The organism is Streptomyces sp. NPDC001108 (assembly GCF_053598535.1).
The window spans coordinates 400,313-415,985 of record NZ_JBSFKL010000003.1; the positions used below are offsets into that span (position 1 = coordinate 400,313).

The 15,673-nt window shown below is 72.8% G+C and carries 14 protein-coding genes; 6 read left to right on the plus strand and 8 right to left on the minus strand.

What is annotated here, in order from left to right; all coding sequences use genetic code 11:
- Positions 1-56 precede the first annotated feature (56 nt).
- The 6 genes from mnhG to ACWC97_RS10305 are packed head-to-tail and all read right to left on the minus strand — an operon-like array spanning position 57 to position 6,534.
- Positions 57-410 carry a monovalent cation/H(+) antiporter subunit G gene (gene mnhG, locus ACWC97_RS10280; protein ID WP_352273113.1) on the minus strand — a complete coding sequence of 118 codons (354 nt, stop codon included), beginning with the start codon at positions 408-410 and terminating at the stop codon, positions 57-59.
- Positions 407-733 carry a monovalent cation/H+ antiporter complex subunit F gene (locus ACWC97_RS10285; protein ID WP_352273114.1) on the minus strand — a complete coding sequence of 109 codons (327 nt, stop codon included), beginning with the start codon at positions 731-733 and terminating at the stop codon, positions 407-409. Before ACWC97_RS10285 ends, mnhG begins: the two co-directional genes overlap by 4 nt.
- The gene (locus ACWC97_RS10290; RefSeq protein WP_352273115.1) at positions 730-1,353 is read right to left on the minus strand and encodes a Na+/H+ antiporter subunit E; all 624 of its coding nucleotides are present in this window, start codon (positions 1,351-1,353) and stop codon (positions 730-732) included. The genes ACWC97_RS10285 and ACWC97_RS10290 overlap by 4 nt, the downstream gene beginning before the upstream one ends.
- Complete coding sequence (locus ACWC97_RS10295; protein ID WP_352273116.1) at positions 1,350-3,008, minus strand: Na+/H+ antiporter subunit D; 1,659 nt, start codon at positions 3,006-3,008, stop codon at positions 1,350-1,352. The genes ACWC97_RS10290 and ACWC97_RS10295 overlap by 4 nt, the downstream gene beginning before the upstream one ends.
- Positions 3,005-3,610, minus strand: a complete 606-nt coding sequence (locus tag ACWC97_RS10300; protein ID WP_450648588.1) for a Na(+)/H(+) antiporter subunit C — start codon at positions 3,608-3,610, stop codon at positions 3,005-3,007. Before ACWC97_RS10300 ends, ACWC97_RS10295 begins: the two co-directional genes overlap by 4 nt.
- Positions 3,607-6,534, minus strand: a complete 2,928-nt coding sequence (locus ACWC97_RS10305; protein ID WP_450648590.1) for a Na+/H+ antiporter subunit A — start codon at positions 6,532-6,534, stop codon at positions 3,607-3,609. Before ACWC97_RS10305 ends, ACWC97_RS10300 begins: the two co-directional genes overlap by 4 nt.
- 322 nt (positions 6,535-6,856) lie before the next feature.
- On the opposite strand from ACWC97_RS10305, the gene ACWC97_RS10310 reads away from it, so the two are divergent.
- The 5 genes from ACWC97_RS10310 to ACWC97_RS10330 are packed head-to-tail and all read left to right on the plus strand — an operon-like array spanning position 6,857 to position 12,253.
- A complete protein-coding gene (locus ACWC97_RS10310) occupies positions 6,857-9,655 on the plus strand; it encodes a nitrate- and nitrite sensing domain-containing protein (protein ID WP_450648592.1) in 2,799 nt (932 codons plus the stop codon).
- The gene (locus tag ACWC97_RS10315; protein ID WP_352273120.1) at positions 9,652-10,089 is read left to right on the plus strand and encodes a roadblock/LC7 domain-containing protein; all 438 of its coding nucleotides are present in this window, start codon (positions 9,652-9,654) and stop codon (positions 10,087-10,089) included. Before ACWC97_RS10310 ends, ACWC97_RS10315 begins: the two co-directional genes overlap by 4 nt.
- Positions 10,086-10,490 (plus strand): DUF742 domain-containing protein, encoded by a 405-nt coding sequence (locus ACWC97_RS10320; RefSeq protein WP_385205781.1) that lies wholly within the window; start codon positions 10,086-10,088, stop codon positions 10,488-10,490. The genes ACWC97_RS10315 and ACWC97_RS10320 overlap by 4 nt, the downstream gene beginning before the upstream one ends.
- Before the next feature lie 6 nt (positions 10,491-10,496).
- Positions 10,497-11,066 (plus strand): GTP-binding protein, encoded by a 570-nt coding sequence (locus tag ACWC97_RS10325; protein WP_352273121.1) that lies wholly within the window; start codon positions 10,497-10,499, stop codon positions 11,064-11,066.
- Between the two features lie 53 nt (positions 11,067-11,119).
- Positions 11,120-12,253: an FAD-dependent monooxygenase gene (locus ACWC97_RS10330; RefSeq protein WP_352273122.1), complete on the plus strand. Its 1,134-nt coding sequence runs from the start codon at positions 11,120-11,122 to the stop codon at positions 12,251-12,253.
- A 64-nt stretch (positions 12,254-12,317) separates the two neighbouring features.
- Here ACWC97_RS10330 and ACWC97_RS10335 read toward each other — a convergent pair whose 3' ends face one another.
- Both ACWC97_RS10335 and ACWC97_RS10340 read right to left on the minus strand, forming a co-directional pair.
- Positions 12,318-12,719 (minus strand): RidA family protein, encoded by a 402-nt coding sequence (locus tag ACWC97_RS10335; RefSeq protein ID WP_385205775.1) that lies wholly within the window; start codon positions 12,717-12,719, stop codon positions 12,318-12,320.
- Entirely contained in the window at positions 12,716-13,855 is a 1,140-nt protein-coding gene (locus ACWC97_RS10340; protein ID WP_450648595.1) for an acyl-CoA dehydrogenase family protein, read from the minus strand. Before ACWC97_RS10340 ends, ACWC97_RS10335 begins: the two co-directional genes overlap by 4 nt.
- Positions 13,856-14,048: 193 nt before the next feature.
- Between ACWC97_RS10340 and ACWC97_RS10345 the strand changes: the two genes are divergently transcribed.
- A complete protein-coding gene (locus ACWC97_RS10345; protein WP_450648597.1) occupies positions 14,049-15,650 on the plus strand; it encodes an AMP-binding protein in 1,602 nt (533 codons plus the stop codon).
- The last annotated feature ends 23 nt before the right edge of the window (positions 15,651-15,673 follow it).

Below are 15,673 nucleotides of genomic sequence, written 5' to 3' on the forward strand. Positions count from 1 at the left end.
GGCTACGCACGGCTCATGAGGAAGGGGCGGTAGGCCGGGGCCGCGCGGAGGGCTGCTCATTCCTCCTCCGTCAGTTGTGCGTCCAGATCGTCGAAGAGGAGTTCGCCGTGGTCGATCTGGCCGGTGCGGTAGGCGGAGCGGGCGACCAGGTGGGCGGCGACCGGGCTGGTCATCAGCTGGAAGAAGCCGATCAGGGCGAGGGTGGCGAGGTCCATGCCGCTGCGCAGCCGCAGGGCGACCCCGGCGAGGACCAGGAGCATGCCGAGGGTCTGGGGCTTGGTGGCGGCGTGGCTGCGGGAGAGGACGTCGGGGAGGCGGAGCATGCCGACCACGCCGAGCAGGCAGATCGCCGCGCCGATGAGGACCAGGACCGCGCCGGCCAGGTCGGCGGCCTGGAGCCAGGGGTTCATCGCGGCTCCCCCTCGGTGCCGCCCGCCGGGGTGCGGCGCGGGGGGCGGTCGCGTACGGCGATGAAGCGGGCGATGCCGACCGAGCCGGTGAAGCCGAGGAAGGCCAGCACCAGCATGATCGGGAAGTAGAACGAGTCGCGGGCGAAGGCGGACTTGGCGCCGAGGCCCGCGATGATCAGGGCGGCGCAGACGTCCAGTGCGAGAGCCCGGTCCAGCATGGAGGGGCCTCGTCCGATGCGGGCGAGGAGCGCCGCCCCGGCGATGAGGATCAGGACGACGGCCGCGATGAGCAGGGCCCGGTCGATGGTTTCCGGTGTGCTCATGACCGGGTCTCCTTGTCGGGTGGGACCAGTGGGTACGGCCCGGCGACGCGGTCGATCTCGTCGGCGGTGCCGAAGGCGCGGACGGTCAGCCGTTCCAGGCGCCAGACGGAGCGGCGGGCGGCGTCCAGGACGGCGGGCCGGTCCGCGTCCAGGACGTGCAGGAAGAGGGTGGCCGTGGCGCGGCGCACCTCGACGACCGATCCGCCGGGGACGTTGGACACGGCGACGGCGGTGGCCGTGAGCATCAGGTCGGAGCGGCAGCGCAGGGGTACGGCGATGACGGCGGCCCGGTGCGGGTGGTCGACGAAGATCTGCCGGGTGACGCGTACGCCGGAGGTGTACATGTCGTAGAGCAGGTATCCGGCGAGCAGCAGGATCCCCCAGGGGTGCAGGCGGAGGCCGAGGTCGACGCGGGGCAGCGGGAAGGCCAGGCAGACGGCCACGGCGACGACCGCGCCGGTGAGGATGTTGGCCCAGTTCATGCTGGACCACAGGAGCACCCAGATGAAGGTGAGCCAGGCGATCAGGGGGAGGTCGAGGACCCGGCCGTGCTTGCCGAACTCGCAGGCGAAGGGCGGGAGTTCCTTGTTGGTGAAGGAGAACGTGAACCGGCGTCTCATCGGCCGAGCACCGCCTCGACGTAGGGGGCGCGGGCGAGGAGTTCGACGGCGGCGCGGTCGGTGTACGAGGTCAGGGGTCCGGCGAAGACGGTGAAGGCGAGGCCGAGCGCGACGGTCGCGGCGGTGGCCCAGGTCATCGGTCTGGGGAGCCGGGTCGTGGTGGTGACGGCGTGGCCGTGCAGGGTGGCGGCGACCGCGCGTCCGGCGGGCTGGTGGCGGGGGCGTACGGGTTCGTCGCCGGTGCCGGGGACGCGGTCCGGGCCGGGTTCGTCGGTGTCGGAGTCGTCCTCGTCGGAGTCGGCCTCCAGGAGGGTGCCGTCGGCGGCCTGTCCGGGCGGGGCGGCCCGCCAGAAGGCCAGGTTCCAGACCTTGGCGGTGACGTACAGGGTGAGCAGGCTGGTGACGGCCGAGCCGGCGACCAGGGTCCAGGCCCAGGCGCCGCCGTCGGCGACCCCGGCGCGCATCAGGGCGAGTTTGCCGATGAAGCCGGAGAGCGGCGGGATGCCGGCCAGGTTCATGGCGGGCACGAAGAAGAGGACGGCGAGCAGCGGGGCGGCGCGGGCGAGGCCGCCGATGCGGGTGAGTTCGGTGGTGCCGGAGCGGCGTTCGATCATCCCGGTCACCAGGAAGAGCGTGGTCTGGACGGTGATGTGGTGGGCGACGTAGACGATCGCGCCGCCGTAGGCGTCCCGGGTGGCGAGGCCGATCCCGAACACCATGTAGCCGATGTGGCTGATGAGGGTGAAGGAGAGCAGCCGTTTGAGGTCGGTCTGGGCGACGGCGCCGAGGATGCCGATGACCATCGAGGCGAGGGCGGCGGCCATCAGCAGGTCGCCGAGGCGGTTGCCGGGGAAGAGCAGGGTCTCGGTGCGCAGCATGCAGTAGACGCCGACCTTGGTGAGGAGTCCGGCGAAGACGGCGGTGACCGGGGCGGGGGCGGTCGGGTAGGAGTCGGGGAGCCAGGCTGCGAGCGGGAAGACCGCGGCCTTGACGGCGAAGACGGTGAGCAGCATCGCCTGGATCATGGTCTGGACGCCGAGCGGGAGGGCGGCCAGGCGGACCGCGAGCTGGGCGAAGTTGGCGGTGCCGGTCGCCGCGTAGGTCATGGCGATGGCGGTGAGGAAGAGCATCGACGAGAAGAGCGAGATGATCACGTAGGTGGAGCCGGCGCGGATGCGGGGGCCGGTGCCGCCGAGGGTGAGCAGGACGAAGCTGGCGACCAGCATGATCTCGAAGCCGACGTACAGGTTGACCAGGTCTCCGGCGAGGAAGGTGCAGGAGACCCCGGCGACCAGGATCAGGTAGGCGGGGTGGAAGACCGCGACGGGGGTCTCCTCCTCCCGGTCGGCCATGCCCTGGCCGAGGGAGTAGACCAGTACGCAGAGGGTGACGGCCGAGGAGACGGTGAGCATCAGCCCGGAGAGCCGGTCGGCGACCAGGGTGATGCCGAGCGGCGGGGCGAAGTCGCCGAGGTGGACGGTGAGCGGGCCGTGGCTGTCGGCGGCGATCATCAGGGTGACGGAGAGTCCGAGTACGGCGGTGAGCACGGCGACGCTGACCAGGCGCTGGACCTCTTTGAGCCGGGTGCCGAAGGCGAGGCTGAGGCCGGTGGCGCAGAGCGGCAGCAGCACCGGCAGGGGGACGAGCGCGTTCATCCGGTGGCTCCCGGGTCGGTGTCTTCCGCGGGTGCGGACGGTGGTGCGTAGTCCTCGGGGTCGGCGCCCAGGACGTCGTGCCAGAGGTCGCCGGTGGCGTAGCGGCCGCGGGCCTGGAGGGCGCGGTCGGCGCGCAGGCGGGCCCGCAGGCGGTGGCGTTCGGCGCGGTAGCGGGCGCGTTCCTCGGGGGTGGTGCCGGAGGTGGCGCGGTAGCGCTCGCGGAGTTCGGCGCGTTCGCCGAGCACTTCGGCGCGCAGGATGATGCGGCGGTCCTCCTGGTCGTCGTGGACCTCGTCGGTGCCGGTCAGCTGGCTGCTCCGGTAGGCCATGGCGAGCAGGAAGGCGGTGGTGGCGAGGGTGATGACGATGGCGGTGAGGGCGATCGCCTGCGGGAGCGGGTCGGTGACCCGGCCGAGCGGGACTCCGTAGAGGAGGGGTTCGGCGCCGGCCCGGCCGCCGGCGGCGATGACGAAGAGGTTGATGCCGTTGCCCGCGATCACCGCGCCGAGCAGGATGCGGGTGAGGGGCCGGGTGAGCATGAGGATGCCGCCGACCGCGCAGAGTACCGAGGCGGTGGCCAGGAGGCTGGCGCTGGTGGTCATCCGGGGGCCCCTTCCGTGCCGGGTTCGCCGGGTGGCGGCGGGCCGTTGCCCGCGGCGGCCGCCTGCTCGGCCGCCGCGCGTTCGGTCTGGCGGTCGATCTTGGCGCCGAGCGCGCGGACGATGTCCAGCACCACGCCCAGGACGAGGAGGTAGACCCCGAAGTCGAAGAGGATGGGGGTGCCGAGGTGGTACGCGCCGATCAGGGGGAGCCGGCCGTGGTGGGTCCAGGCGTGCAGGACCGTTCCGTCGGCGAGGCCGAGCAGGGCGACGCCGGTGGAGACGAAGAGTCCGAGGCCGGTGAAGAGTCCGGGCTGGAGCGGTGCTGCCCGGGCCAGTTCGAAGCGTCCGCCGGCCAGGTAGCGGGTGATCAGGGCGAGTCCGGCGACGAGTCCGGCGACGAAGCCGCCGCCCGGCATGTTCTCGGCGCAGAACAGCAGGTAGAGCGAGAGCACCAGGACCGGGTGGAAGATCAGCCGGGCCACCACCTCGAAGACGACGGAGCGGTGTTCGGGCGCCAGGGTGGATCCGGCGGCGAGCCAGTCGCGTTCCGGGGCGCCTTCGTCGCCGTGCGGGAGTCCGGCCATCGCGGGGGTCGCCAGCGACCAGGCGGTGCGGCCCCCGGACGGCCCGGGCGGTGGGGCGGGTTCGGTGCGGCGGTGCAGGTAGAGGAGGCTGGTGACGCCGATCGCGGCGGCGGCGAGAACGGCGGACTCGCCCATGGTGTCCCAGGAGCGCAGGTCGACGAGGATGGTGGCGACGACGTCCTTGAGTCCGTGGTGGGCGACCTCCTCCACCATGGCCGCGCCCGCCGGGGACGCCGTACGGGCGGCCGCCGCGACCCACACCACCACGCCGAGCGTCGCCGCGGCGGCCAGGGCCACCGGGATGCGCGCGGCCCGCCGCCAGGGGCTGACCGTCTCCTGGAAGTGCACCGGCATCCGCCGCAGCACCAGCACGAACACGATCATCGACACGGTCTCCATGCAGAACTGGGTGAGCGCCAGGTCCGGGCCGCCCTGGACGACGAAGAGCAGCGCCGCGCCGTAACCGGTGAGCCCGGCCAGGACGACGGCCTTCATCCGGCGGCGCACGGTGAGGCACATGAGCGCGGCGGCGCAGGTCAGTACGGCGACGGCGCCCTGGAGCGGGACGTCCCAGAGCCGGGGGGCGAGGGCCTGGCGCCAGGGCTGGTCCACGCCGAGGACGGTGAGCTGGCCGGCCAGCATCACCAGCAGGGTGGTGGCGAGATAGACGGAGAGCGAGCCGCGCTGGACGAATCCGGTGAGCTGGAGGGAGAACCGCTCCAGTCCGAGCAGCAGGTGGCCGAAGACGTTGTCGGCGGTCGGCCAGGCGATGCGCCGGGAGAGCCGGGTGACGGTGGTGCGGCCCAGGAAGAGCAGTGCACCGGCCGCGAGGGCGACGGCGGAGAGCAGCAGCGCGGTCTCGAAGCCGTGCCAGAGCGCGAGGTGGTACAGGTGGGCCGCCGGTCCGAAGGCGTCGGCGCAGGCGGCGAACAGCGGGTCGAGCCATCCGATGCCCGGCCCGAACACCAGCCCGCAGAGCGCGAGCAGGGCGGGCGGTGCGAGGAAGGCCGGGCCGACCCGGTGGACCGGGGTGTCGTCGACCCCGGGCTTGCGGGCGAAGGCGCCCCAGACGAACCGGACGGTGTACGCGACGGTCAGCGCCGAGCCCGCGACGGTGAAGCCGAGCGCCCACCGGTCGGCGGTGGTGCCCTCCAGCAGGGCGGTGAAGGCGGCCTCCTTGGCCGCGAAGCCGAGCAGCGGGGGCAGCGCGGCCATGGAGGCGGCGGCGAGCACCGCGACCACGCAGACGTGCGGCAGGGACCGGCCGACGCCGGAGAGCCGGCGCAGGTCGCGGGTGCCCGCCGCGTGGTCGACGATGCCGGTGACGAGGAAGAGCGGGGCCTTGAACAGCGCGTGACCCAGGATCATGGCGGCGGCGGCCAGCGCGGTGTTGCGGTCGCCGGCCCCGGCGAGCAGGGTGAGGAAGCCGAGCTGGCTGACGGTGCCGTAGGCGAGGACGAGCTTGAGGTCGTGCAGGCGCAGCGCCCGCCAGCCGCCGAGCAGCATGGTCGCGGCGCCGAGCACGAGCACGACGGGCCGCCAGACGGGCACGTCCGCGAAGCCGGGGGCGAGCCGGGCGACCAGGTAGACCCCGGCCTTCACCATCGCGGCGGCGTGCAGATAGGCGCTGACGGGGGTGGGCGCGGCCATCGCGTTCGGCAGCCAGAGGCTGAACGGCCAGATCGCCGATTTCGACAGGGCCCCGCACAGGATCAGCACCACCGCGACGGAGACGGTCCAGGTCGCCGCGGGCGGGTGGGTGAGGATCGCGGAGATGCGGTACGTGCCCGTCGCCCGACCGATCATCAGGAAGCCGACGAGCATCGCGAGGCCGCCGAGGGTGGTGACGGTGAGGGCCTGGAGCGCGGATCGGCGGCTGTGCTTGCGCTCGCTGTCGTAGCCGATCAGCAGGTAGGAGAAGACCGTGGTCAACTCCCAGAACACATAGAGCGAGATCAGGTCGTCGGCGAGGACCAGCGCGAGCATGGCGCCCGCGAACGCCAGGAGGTTTCCGGCGAATCCGGCCAGTCGCGGGGTGGTGTCGGTGAAGTAGGAGGCGCAGTAGAGCAGGACGAGCGTGCCGACCCCGGCCGCGAGGAGCACCATCAGCTCGCCGAGGGCGTCGAGCCGCAGTACCACGGTGACGTCGTACGCGGGCATCCAGCGCCAGGACCAGGTGACCGCGGAGCCGGAGACCGCGGTGTCCCACTGGGTGGCCGCCCACACGGTGGTCGCGGCGGGCGGCAGCGCGAGGACGACGAAGGCGCGCCTGCCCAGCGCCCGTACCAGCGGGCGCGCGAAGCCGGCCAGGACGAAGTGGCAGACGATGAGCGCGGTCATACGGCCCCGAGAGGCGTTCCGCGCCCGTCCGGGGCGCAGGACCGGGGCCGTGGTGACACAGAACGGACGAAGAGCACCGAATAGAGATATATCCCTTGCCGTGCTCCATCCGTACGGCACGCCGCGTCCGTCGGCACCTACTGGATCCGGTCACGCCCAAGGCCCGGCCCGCGCCGGTTCCGTGACCGTCCCGCACCGGCTCCGCGGTCTGTACGCCCAGGATGTGACGAGGATGTACATGACCAGTGATGCACTGGTGAGCCCGGATTCTTTTCATTTTTTCACTGTGACTAAAATCTATCTGTCGAAGTTCTCAACGGATTTGACCAGTCCCGAGGCTGGCATCATCAAGGAGCACGCCCTGCGCACGCGCGCCTCACGGCGGACCGAGTCGACCCCCATGTCGCTGCGGACAGCCCTGCTCGTTCTGGCCATCGTTCCCGGTGTCGCCCTGGCCGCCCTCTGGGCCGTGACCAGTGGCCAGACCCTGCTGGACTTCCAACGCATGGCGGCCCAGGGGCAGTTGGCCCAGAAGGCCGGTCAGCCGTCCAACATCGTGTACTACAACCTCCAGCAGGAGCGCCGGCTCAGCGCCGAGGCGCTCGCCCGGCACAAGGGCGTCACCGAGGAGCTGCGTCAACAGCGCACGAAGACCGACGAGGCCGTCAAGAGCTTCCAGTCGCTCTCCGACGTGGCCACCGACGACGCTCCCGACGAGGTCCGCGACGCGGTCACCAAGGCCCGGGAGGCCATCAACCAGCTCCCCGCACAGCGCGCCCTCGTCGACGACGGCGGCAGCGAGCAGCAGAAGGCCGTGTACCGCTACTACACGGACCTGATCTCGGTGGACCTCGAACTCTTCGCGGCACTCAGCCACGTCGACAACGGCCGGATCACCACCATCTCGCAGCCGCTGGTCGACCTGTTCTGGACCAAGGAGATGATCTCCCGTTCGGACGCCCTGCTGGCGCGCGGCTGGCCCGCGGGGAAGCTGGGCACCGCGGACCTGAAGCAGGTCCGCGAGGCGGTTTCCGGCCAGGAACTGCGTTACTCCACCAGGGTCGTTCCGCTGCTGTCCGAGGACGAGCGGGCCATGTGGCAGACGATCGTCCGCGGTGAGGCGTGGAAGACCAAGACCCGGCTGGAGGACCAGATCCTGCGTCCGGCCGAGGCCGACTCGGACGGATTCGTCACGCTCGGCGCCAAGGAGAAGACCTGGCGCACGGCGATGGACGACCTCGACCCGCAGATCGAGAAGCTGCTGGAGAAGCGCACCGCCTCCGTGGTCGACGAGGGTCTGGGCAGCACGATGTCGCTGCTGTTCAGGATGGTGCTCACCACGGTCGTCGGCCTGATCGCGGTCATCGCGGTGATCTGGACCACCTGGCGCCTCACCCGTAACCTCCGTCGCCGGATCAGCGGCCTCCAGGAGCGCGCCGAAGCCCTGGAGAAGTCCCTGCCGGACGTCGTCGAACGGCTCGCCCAGGGCGAGCGGATCGACGTCGAGGCCGAGGCCGGCGCCATCCAGAACGACGCCAAGGGCGGCGGCGACGAGCTGACCCGACTCGGCGACGCGCTGAACCTGGCACGCACCAGCGCCCTGGCGGCCGCCGTCAAACAGGCCGACCAGCACCGCGGCTTCGAGCGGCTGCTCCAGCGGATCGCCCGCCGCACCCAGCAGTTGATCGGCCAGCAGCTCAAGAAGCTGGACGAGCTGGAGCGCAGGCACGAGGACCCCGAGCTGCTCGACGGTCTCTTCGACCTCGACCACCTCACCGCGCGCCTGCGGCGGTACGAGGAGAACCTGGTGATCCTCGCCGGCGGCTCCCCGCACCGGCGCTGGCGCAAGCCGGTCCCGCTGCTGGACGTGATGCGGTCCGCCCAGGGCGAGGTGCAGGACTACCGGCGGGTCGTGCTGGACCTGGACGGCAGCCCCTGGCTGTCCGAACGGGCCGTCGGCCCCGTCTCCCATGTGCTCGCCGAGCTGATCGAGAACGCGCTCAGCTTCTCCCGGCCGCCCGCACCGGTGGAGGTCCGGGCCGCCAAGGTGAGCCGCGGCCTGGCCATCGAGGTCGAGGACCGGGGCCTGGGGATGGACGAGGAGCAGCTCGCCGCGGCCAACGAGCTGATGACCAGCCCGCCCCGGATGGACGTGCTCGCCCACTCCGACGACATCCGGCTCGGCCTGTACGTGATCGCGCGCCTCGCGGACCAGCACGGTCTGCGGGTGGAGTTCCGCTCCTCGGCGTACGGCGGTACCCGCGTGGTGCTGCTCGTCCCGGACGAGCTGACCGTGCCCGAGCCGCGGACCGGCCCGGCCGGCGTGCCGGACCCGGCGCCCGCCCCGGCCGCGCCCGCCCCGCAGGAGGCCCCGCCCGTCGTCCCCGCCGCCACCGGCCCGGGGGAGGCGCTGCCCACCCGCGTACAGGGCCGGGCCCTCGCCGGGGTCACCGCGCTGAACGCGGCCGGCGCCCCGTACGCCACCCCGGCACCGGAGCAGGACCCCTCGCCGTACCAGGCCCCCGCCGAGCCGTACCCGGCCCAGGAGCAGCCGTACCCGGCGCCCGGACAGCCCGACGGGACGTTCGGCGCGCCCGAGACCCCGTACGGGACCGCCGAGCAGCCGTACATGACGGCCGCCGGGCAGTACCCCGTGGGCGGTCCGCCCTACCTGGGCCAGGAGACGTACCCGGGCCAGGAGGCGTACGGGCAGGCCCCGGCCGCGTACGCGGACCCGGTGTCCCCGCCGGTCCCCGCCGCGCTGCCGGTGTCCGAGCCCGACCACCCCGCGCCCCCGGACCCGGGCGCGGCACTCGCCCACGACTCCGGCCACGGTGCCGGGCAGCCCACCGCCCCCGGCACGGAGCCCCCGCTGCCGCGCCGGGTCCGGCAGGCCAGCCTGGCCGACGAACTCCGGCTCGACCCGCTGGCCGCCCGGCCCGCCGCCCCGCAGCCGCCGAGCCGTCCGGAGCCCCCGACCCCCCGCACGGAGCCCCGCCGGGCCGGTGCCGCGATCGGCGCGTTCCAGCGCCGGTCCCGGGCCGCACGCGCGAGTGACGAAGCACCGGCACGGCCCGTACCGCCCTCCATCCCCCTGCCCACGAGAGAAGAACGGCCATGACACGCACTACCGCCACCCACCAGGACCTCGACTGGCTGCTCGACGGCCTGGTGGACTCGGTGGCCGAGACCCGGAACGCCGTCCTGCTGTCCGACGACGGGCTCGTGGTGAGCCATTCGCGGACCATCAGCCGCCCCGACGCGGAGCGGCTGGCCGCCATCTGCACCGGCCAGCAGAGCCTGGCCCGAGGGGTCGGCCAGCTCTTCGACGGCGGCGGCGTGCACCAGGTGATCGTCGAGCTGAACGAGCTCTGGCTCTTCATCATCGCGGCCGCCCAGGGCACCCACCTCGCGGTGATCGCCTCCCAGGAGGTGGACGCCGAGATCATGTCGCTCGCCATGCACAACCTCGTCCAGCAGGTCGGCCAGAAGCTGACCACGCCGGTCCGCGGCGAGTTCGACGCCTTCGGCACCGGGGACGGGCAGCGCGCGTGACCCCGCACTGGGAGGACGAGCCCGAGGAGGACGCGGCGGGCACGATGGTGCGTCCGTACACCATCACCCGGGGCCGGACCGCTCCCGAGCGGGACGACTTCAGCCTGATCACGGTGGTGACGACCGCGCAGGACCCACGCGACGAGCACGGCGCGCCGGTCCGGCCCGGACGGCTCCAGCCGGAGCACCGGATGATCCTGGAGCGGTGCCGCGCCTCGGCGGCGGTCGCCGAGGTCGCCTCCGACCTCGGCCTCCCGGTGTCGGTGACCAAGATCCTGCTGGCCGACCTCGTCGCCCAGGGCCTGCTGCTGGCCCGCGCCCCGCTCTCGGTGGCGCGGGTGGCGGGCGGGGCCAACATGGGCATGCTCGCCGCCGTTCGTGACGGACTCCGGAGACTCTGAACCAATATGACAAGCAGTCAGGCGGCGCCCGCCGCCGTAAAGATCCTCATCGCCGGCGGCTTCGGCGTCGGCAAGACCACCTTGGTGGGCGCGGTCAGCGAGGTCGCTCCGCTGCGCACCGAGGAGTACCTGACCAAGGCCAGCGTCGGCGTCGACGACCTGGCCGGGGTCGGCCAGAAGGACACCACCACCGTGGCGCTGGACTTCGGCCGCATCACGGTCAGCCCCGAGCTGGTGGTCTACCTGTTCGGCACCCCTGGGCAGGAACGTTTCTGGTTCATGTGGAACGACCTGGTCAACGGGGCGCTCGGCGGTGTGGTGATCGCCGACACCCGCAGGCTGGAGACGAGCTTCGCCTCGATCGACTTCTACGAGAGCCGCAACATCCCCTTCGTGGTGGCGATCAACTGCTTCCACGGCCACAACACCCGTACCCCGGACGAGATCAGGGCCGCCCTCGACCTCGATCCGCACGTACCGCTGCTCGTCGGCGACGTCCGCGAGCGGCCCTTCGGCCGGGACGTCCTGCTGGCCCTGGTGGACCACCTGATGAGCCTGCCCGCGGCGACCGGCTGACCGCCGCCCGCCCCGACCCTTTCGCACCCCTTCCCGTTCTGGAGACATCTGAGATGGCAACACCCCTGCGTGTCCTGATTCACGGCGGCGGCATCGGCGGGCTCACCCTCGCCACCGCACTGGCCCGGCGCGGTCACACCGTCGAGGTCGCCGAGCTCCGTGACGAGGTGGACGCGCTCGGCGTCGGCATCATCCAGCCGTCCAACGCCCTCCATGTGATGCGGGAGATCGGGGTCCTCGACGACTGCCTGGAGGCGGGGTTCGAGTGGGAGGTGCTGACCATCGCCGACCCGGCAGGCAACACCCTCGCCGAGATACCCCAGCCCCGGATGGGCGACGCCCCGGCCAACAACGGCATCCCGCGCCCCGCGCTGGCCCGGGTGCTGAACTCCGCCGCCACCGCCGCGGGCGCGAAGATCCGCTTCGGCACCACGATCACCGGGCTGGCCGACGACGGCTCGGGCGTGGACGTCACCCTGTCCGACGGCTCCGCCGGGCGCTGGGACCTGGTGGTCGGCTTCGACGGGATCGGCTCCCCGCTGCGCACCCGGCTCTACGGCGACCGGTACACCCCCGAGTACACCGGCTTCGCCAACTGGCGGGTGACGGTGCCCCGTCAGCCGCAGGTGCGCGGTGTGGTGATGGGCACCGCGGGCCAGGCCGCCAAGGCGCTCCTCACCCCGATCACCGAGGAACTGATGTACCTGGGCGCGGTGTTCGCCGAGGCCGAGGAGTTCCGGCCGGACCCGGAGCGGGCGCACGAGCAACTCGTGGAGCGGCTGCCGATGTTCTCCGGCCCGGTGGCCGAGGCGCTGGCCACCGTCACCGACCCGGCCTCGGTGGTGTACTCGCGGATCTCCCAGGTGACCGTCGAGGAGCCGTGGCACGTCGGGCGGGTCGTTCTCGCCGGTGACGCCGCGCACGCCTCCACCCCGCATCTCGCGCAGGGCGCGGCGATGGCCGTGGAGGACGCGCTGGTGCTGGCCGAGTCGCTGGACGCCGAGGACGGCGTGGACGCGGCGCTCGACGCGTGGGAGGCCCGCCGCCGCCCCCGGGCGATGTGGGTGCAGGCCCTGTCCCGTGCGGTGCTGAAGCAGGAGACCGGCAGTGCGACGACCCCGGAGGAGGACGAGCTGCTGAAGGTCGGCGTCCCGGGCGCCGCCCATGTGCTGGTCAAGCCGTACTGACCGGCAGCGGCACCGAGGGACCGTGCGGGCCCGGGAGGATGCTCCCCGGCCCGCACGGCGCGTTTCACGGCAGGACGGCCACCCCGTCGATCTCCACCAGGGCCTGTTCGTCCCAGAGCCGGCTGATCCCGACGACCGCCATCGCCGGATAGTCGCGACCGGCCAACTGCCGCCAGGTGCGGCCCAGTTCGGCGGCGTGCTTGCGGTAGTCGGCGACGTCGGTGGCGTACACCGTGACGCGGGCGAGGTCGGTCGGGGCGCCGCCCGCCGCGCGGAGCGCGGTCAGCAGGTTGGCGAGCGCCGTGGCGAACTGGTCGGTGAGGCAGTCGCCCACTATCTTTCCGCGCTCGTCGAGGGCGGTCTGCCCGGCCAGGAAGACCAGTTGGCTCCCGGTGACGGTGACGGCATGGGAGAACCCCGTCGGCGGGGCGAGGTCGACGGGGTTGATCCGGTGTACCGGACTCATGCGGAAGCCTCCCGGCTCACGTACAACTCTTTGGCGATGATGGTGCGCTGGACCTCGCTGGCGCCCTCGTAGATCCGTGGCGCGCGGACCTCCCGGTAGAGGTGTTCCAGGAGGTGGCCGCGGCGCAGGGCGCGGGCGCCGTGCAGTTGGACGGCGGTGTCGACGACGTACTGGGCGGTCTCGGTGGCGTACAGCTTGGCCATGGCGGCCCGGCCCGGCACCCCGGGCTCCCCCGCGTCGTACGCGGCGGCCGCCGCGTAGACCAGGAGCCGGGCCGCCTCGGTCCGGGTGGCCATCTCGGCGACCTGGTGGGAGACGGCCTGGAGGTCCTTGAGGACCCCGCCGAACGCGGTACGGGCGGCGGTGTGCGCCACCGTGGCGTCGAGCGCGGCGCTGGCCATGCCCACGGCGAAGGCGCCGACGCTGGGACGGAAGAGGTTGAGGGTCTCCATGGCCACCCGGAAGCCCCGGTCCGGCACACCTAGCACATCGTCCTCGGTGACCGGGACGCCGTCGAACTCCAGGGCCCCGATGGGGTGCGGCGAGAGCATGTCGAGGGCGGTGCCGGTCAGCCCCGGGCGGTCGGCGGGGACCAGGAAGGCGGTGACGCCCCGGGATCCCGTGCCGGGGGCGGTGCGCGCGAAGACGGTGTAGAAATCGGCCTCCGGCGCGTTGGAGATCCAGCACTTCTCGCCGGTCAGCCGCCACCCCCGGCCGTCGGGCCCGGCCTCGGGTTCGGCCGCCAGGGCGAGGGCCGCCGCGTCCGAGCCCGCGCCCGGCTCGCTGAGCGCGAAGGCGGCCACGGCGCGGCCCGCCCGCACCTCGGGAAGCCAGCGGGCGCGGTGGGCGGGGGTGCCGGAGCGGACCAACGGGTGGGTGCCGAGCCCCTGGAGGGCCAGCGCCGTCTCGGCCTCCGTGCAGCCGCGGGCCAGGGACTCGCGGAGCAGACAGAGGTCGAAGGCACCGGAGTCCAGCATCCGGTCGAGGAGGCCCGCCTCGCCGAGCGCGGCGATCAGCGGGCGGTTGACATGTCCGGGGGTTCCCTGTTCGGCGAGCGGGCGCAGGCACCGCTCCGCCAGGCTTCTCAGCTCCTCGCACCAGGCGCTCTGCTCCGGTTCGAGTGAGAATGCCGTCATACCAGCACCCCTCTTGTTCTGTTCTGTCGGTTTCCCGTACCCGTTCTTCGCATCCGCGCTCCGGCCTGTCGTCCAGTCCATTCCGTGCTCGTCTGCCCAGTCGTACGATTTCCAGTCCACTCGCCTTATCGCGGACCGTTGACTACCGTCATCCGAACGATACGCTCCAGAGGCGACAAGGGGGCGATCCGTCATGGACCCGAAGACCTCAGCGCACCTCGACACCTTCGCCAGGGAGCATCTGCCGCCCCGGGACGAGTGGCCGGACCTCCTCTTCGGCCTGCCCGCCCTGCGCTATCCCGACCGGCTCAACTGCGCCGTGGAGCTGCTGGACCGGACGGCGGAACGGTTCGGCCCGGACCGCCCGGCCCTCCGCTCCGGGGACGGCGCGGTCTGGAGCTACCGGGAACTGCGCGAGCGGGTCGACCGGATCGCCCATGTCCTCACCTCCGACCTGGGCGTCGTACCCGGCAACCGCGTCCTGCTGCGCGGCCCCACCGGCCCCCGGCTGGCCGCCTGCTGGCTCGCGGTCCTGAAGGCCGGCGCCATCGCCGTCACGGTGCTGGACCGGCAGCGGCCCGGCGAGCTGTCCACCATCTGCTCACTGGCCCGGATCGGCCACGCGCTCTGCGACGCCCGCTCGGTCGACGACCTGCTGAGGGCCCGGGTTCCGGGGCTGCGGACCACGGTGTACGGGGGCGGCGCCCCGGACGACCTGCTGCGGCTGGCCGAGGCCTACCCGGACCCGTACCGGGCGGTGGACACCGCGGCCGACGACGTCGCGCTGATCGCCTTCACCTCGGGCACCACCGGACGGCCCAAGGGCTGCGTGCACTTCCACCGGGACCTGCTGGCCATCGCCGACACCTTCTCGGCCCAGGTGCTGCGTCCCACCCCGGACGACGTGTTCGCGGGCAGTCCGCCGCTCGGTTTCACCTTCGGGCTGGGCGGTCTGCTGGTCTTCCCGCTGCGGGCCGGCGCCAGCACGCTCCTGCTCGAACAGGCCGGTCCGGCCCAGCTCCTGCCCGCGCTCGCCGCACACCGGGTCTCGGTGCTGTTCACCGCGCCGACCGCCTACCGGGTGATGCTCGACCGGCTCGACGGCCACGACCTGGGCGCGCTGCGCCGGTGCGTCTCGGCCGGCGAGAACCTCCCCGGGGCCACCTGGCGGGCCTGGTACGAGCGGACGGGGCTGCGGATCATCAACGGCATCGGCGCCACCGAGCTGCTGCACATCTTCATCTCGGCGGCCGACGACGCGATCCGCCCGGGCACCACCGGCCTTCCGGTGCCCGGCTGGCAGGCCCGGGTGCAGGACCGGGAGGGCCACCCGCTGCCGGACGGGGAGCCGGGGCTCCTCGCCGTGCGCGGCCCGGTCGGCTGCCGCTACCTCGCCGACCCGCGCCAGCGGGAGTACGTCGCGAACGGCTGGAACCTGACTGGTGACACGTATGTACGCGACCCGGACGGCTATTTCCGCTATGTGGCCCGTGCCGACGACATGATCATCTCCTCCGGCTACAACATCGCGGGCCCCGAGGTCGAGGAGGCCCTGCTGCACCATCCGGCGGTGGCGGAGGCGGCGGTGGTGGGCCGGGCGGACGGGCTGCGCGGCCAGATCGTGGCGGCGTACGTGGTGGTGCGCGAGGGCGCGGCGGTGACCGCCGACGAGCTGCGCGCGTACCTGAAGGAGGAGCTGGCGCCGTACAAGTGCCCGCGCGTGGTCGAGTTCCGGGACGCGCTCCCCCGTACCGCCACCGGCAAGCTCCAGCGCTTCCGGCTGCGGGAGGGCTGATATCCCGGTGAAGGGGCCGCCGG

Coding starts and splice junctions, on each gene's coding strand:
- ACWC97_RS10295 (WP_352273116.1), bottom strand. CDS start 3,008: ATGAACGCGCTCGTCCCCCTGCCGGTGCTGCTGCCGCTCTGCGCCACC.
- ACWC97_RS10340 (WP_450648595.1), bottom strand. CDS start 13,855: ATGACGGCATTCTCACTCGAACCGGAGCAGAGCGCCTGGTGCGAGGAG.
- ACWC97_RS10315 (WP_352273120.1), top strand. CDS start 9,652: ATGACACGCACTACCGCCACCCACCAGGACCTCGACTGGCTGCTCGAC.
- ACWC97_RS10335 (WP_385205775.1), bottom strand. CDS start 12,719: ATGAGTCCGGTACACCGGATCAACCCCGTCGACCTCGCCCCGCCGACG.
- ACWC97_RS10290 (WP_352273115.1), bottom strand. CDS start 1,353: ATGAGACGCCGGTTCACGTTCTCCTTCACCAACAAGGAACTCCCGCCC.
- ACWC97_RS10305 (WP_450648590.1), bottom strand. CDS start 6,534: ATGACCGCGCTCATCGTCTGCCACTTCGTCCTGGCCGGCTTCGCGCGC.
- ACWC97_RS10300 (WP_450648588.1), bottom strand. CDS start 3,610: ATGACCACCAGCGCCAGCCTCCTGGCCACCGCCTCGGTACTCTGCGCG.
- ACWC97_RS10325 (WP_352273121.1), top strand. CDS start 10,497: ATGACAAGCAGTCAGGCGGCGCCCGCCGCCGTAAAGATCCTCATCGCC.
- mnhG (WP_352273113.1), bottom strand. CDS start 410: ATGAACCCCTGGCTCCAGGCCGCCGACCTGGCCGGCGCGGTCCTGGTC.
- ACWC97_RS10285 (WP_352273114.1), bottom strand. CDS start 733: ATGAGCACACCGGAAACCATCGACCGGGCCCTGCTCATCGCGGCCGTC.
- ACWC97_RS10330 (WP_352273122.1), top strand. CDS start 11,120: ATGGCAACACCCCTGCGTGTCCTGATTCACGGCGGCGGCATCGGCGGG.
- ACWC97_RS10345 (WP_450648597.1), top strand. CDS start 14,049: ATGGACCCGAAGACCTCAGCGCACCTCGACACCTTCGCCAGGGAGCAT.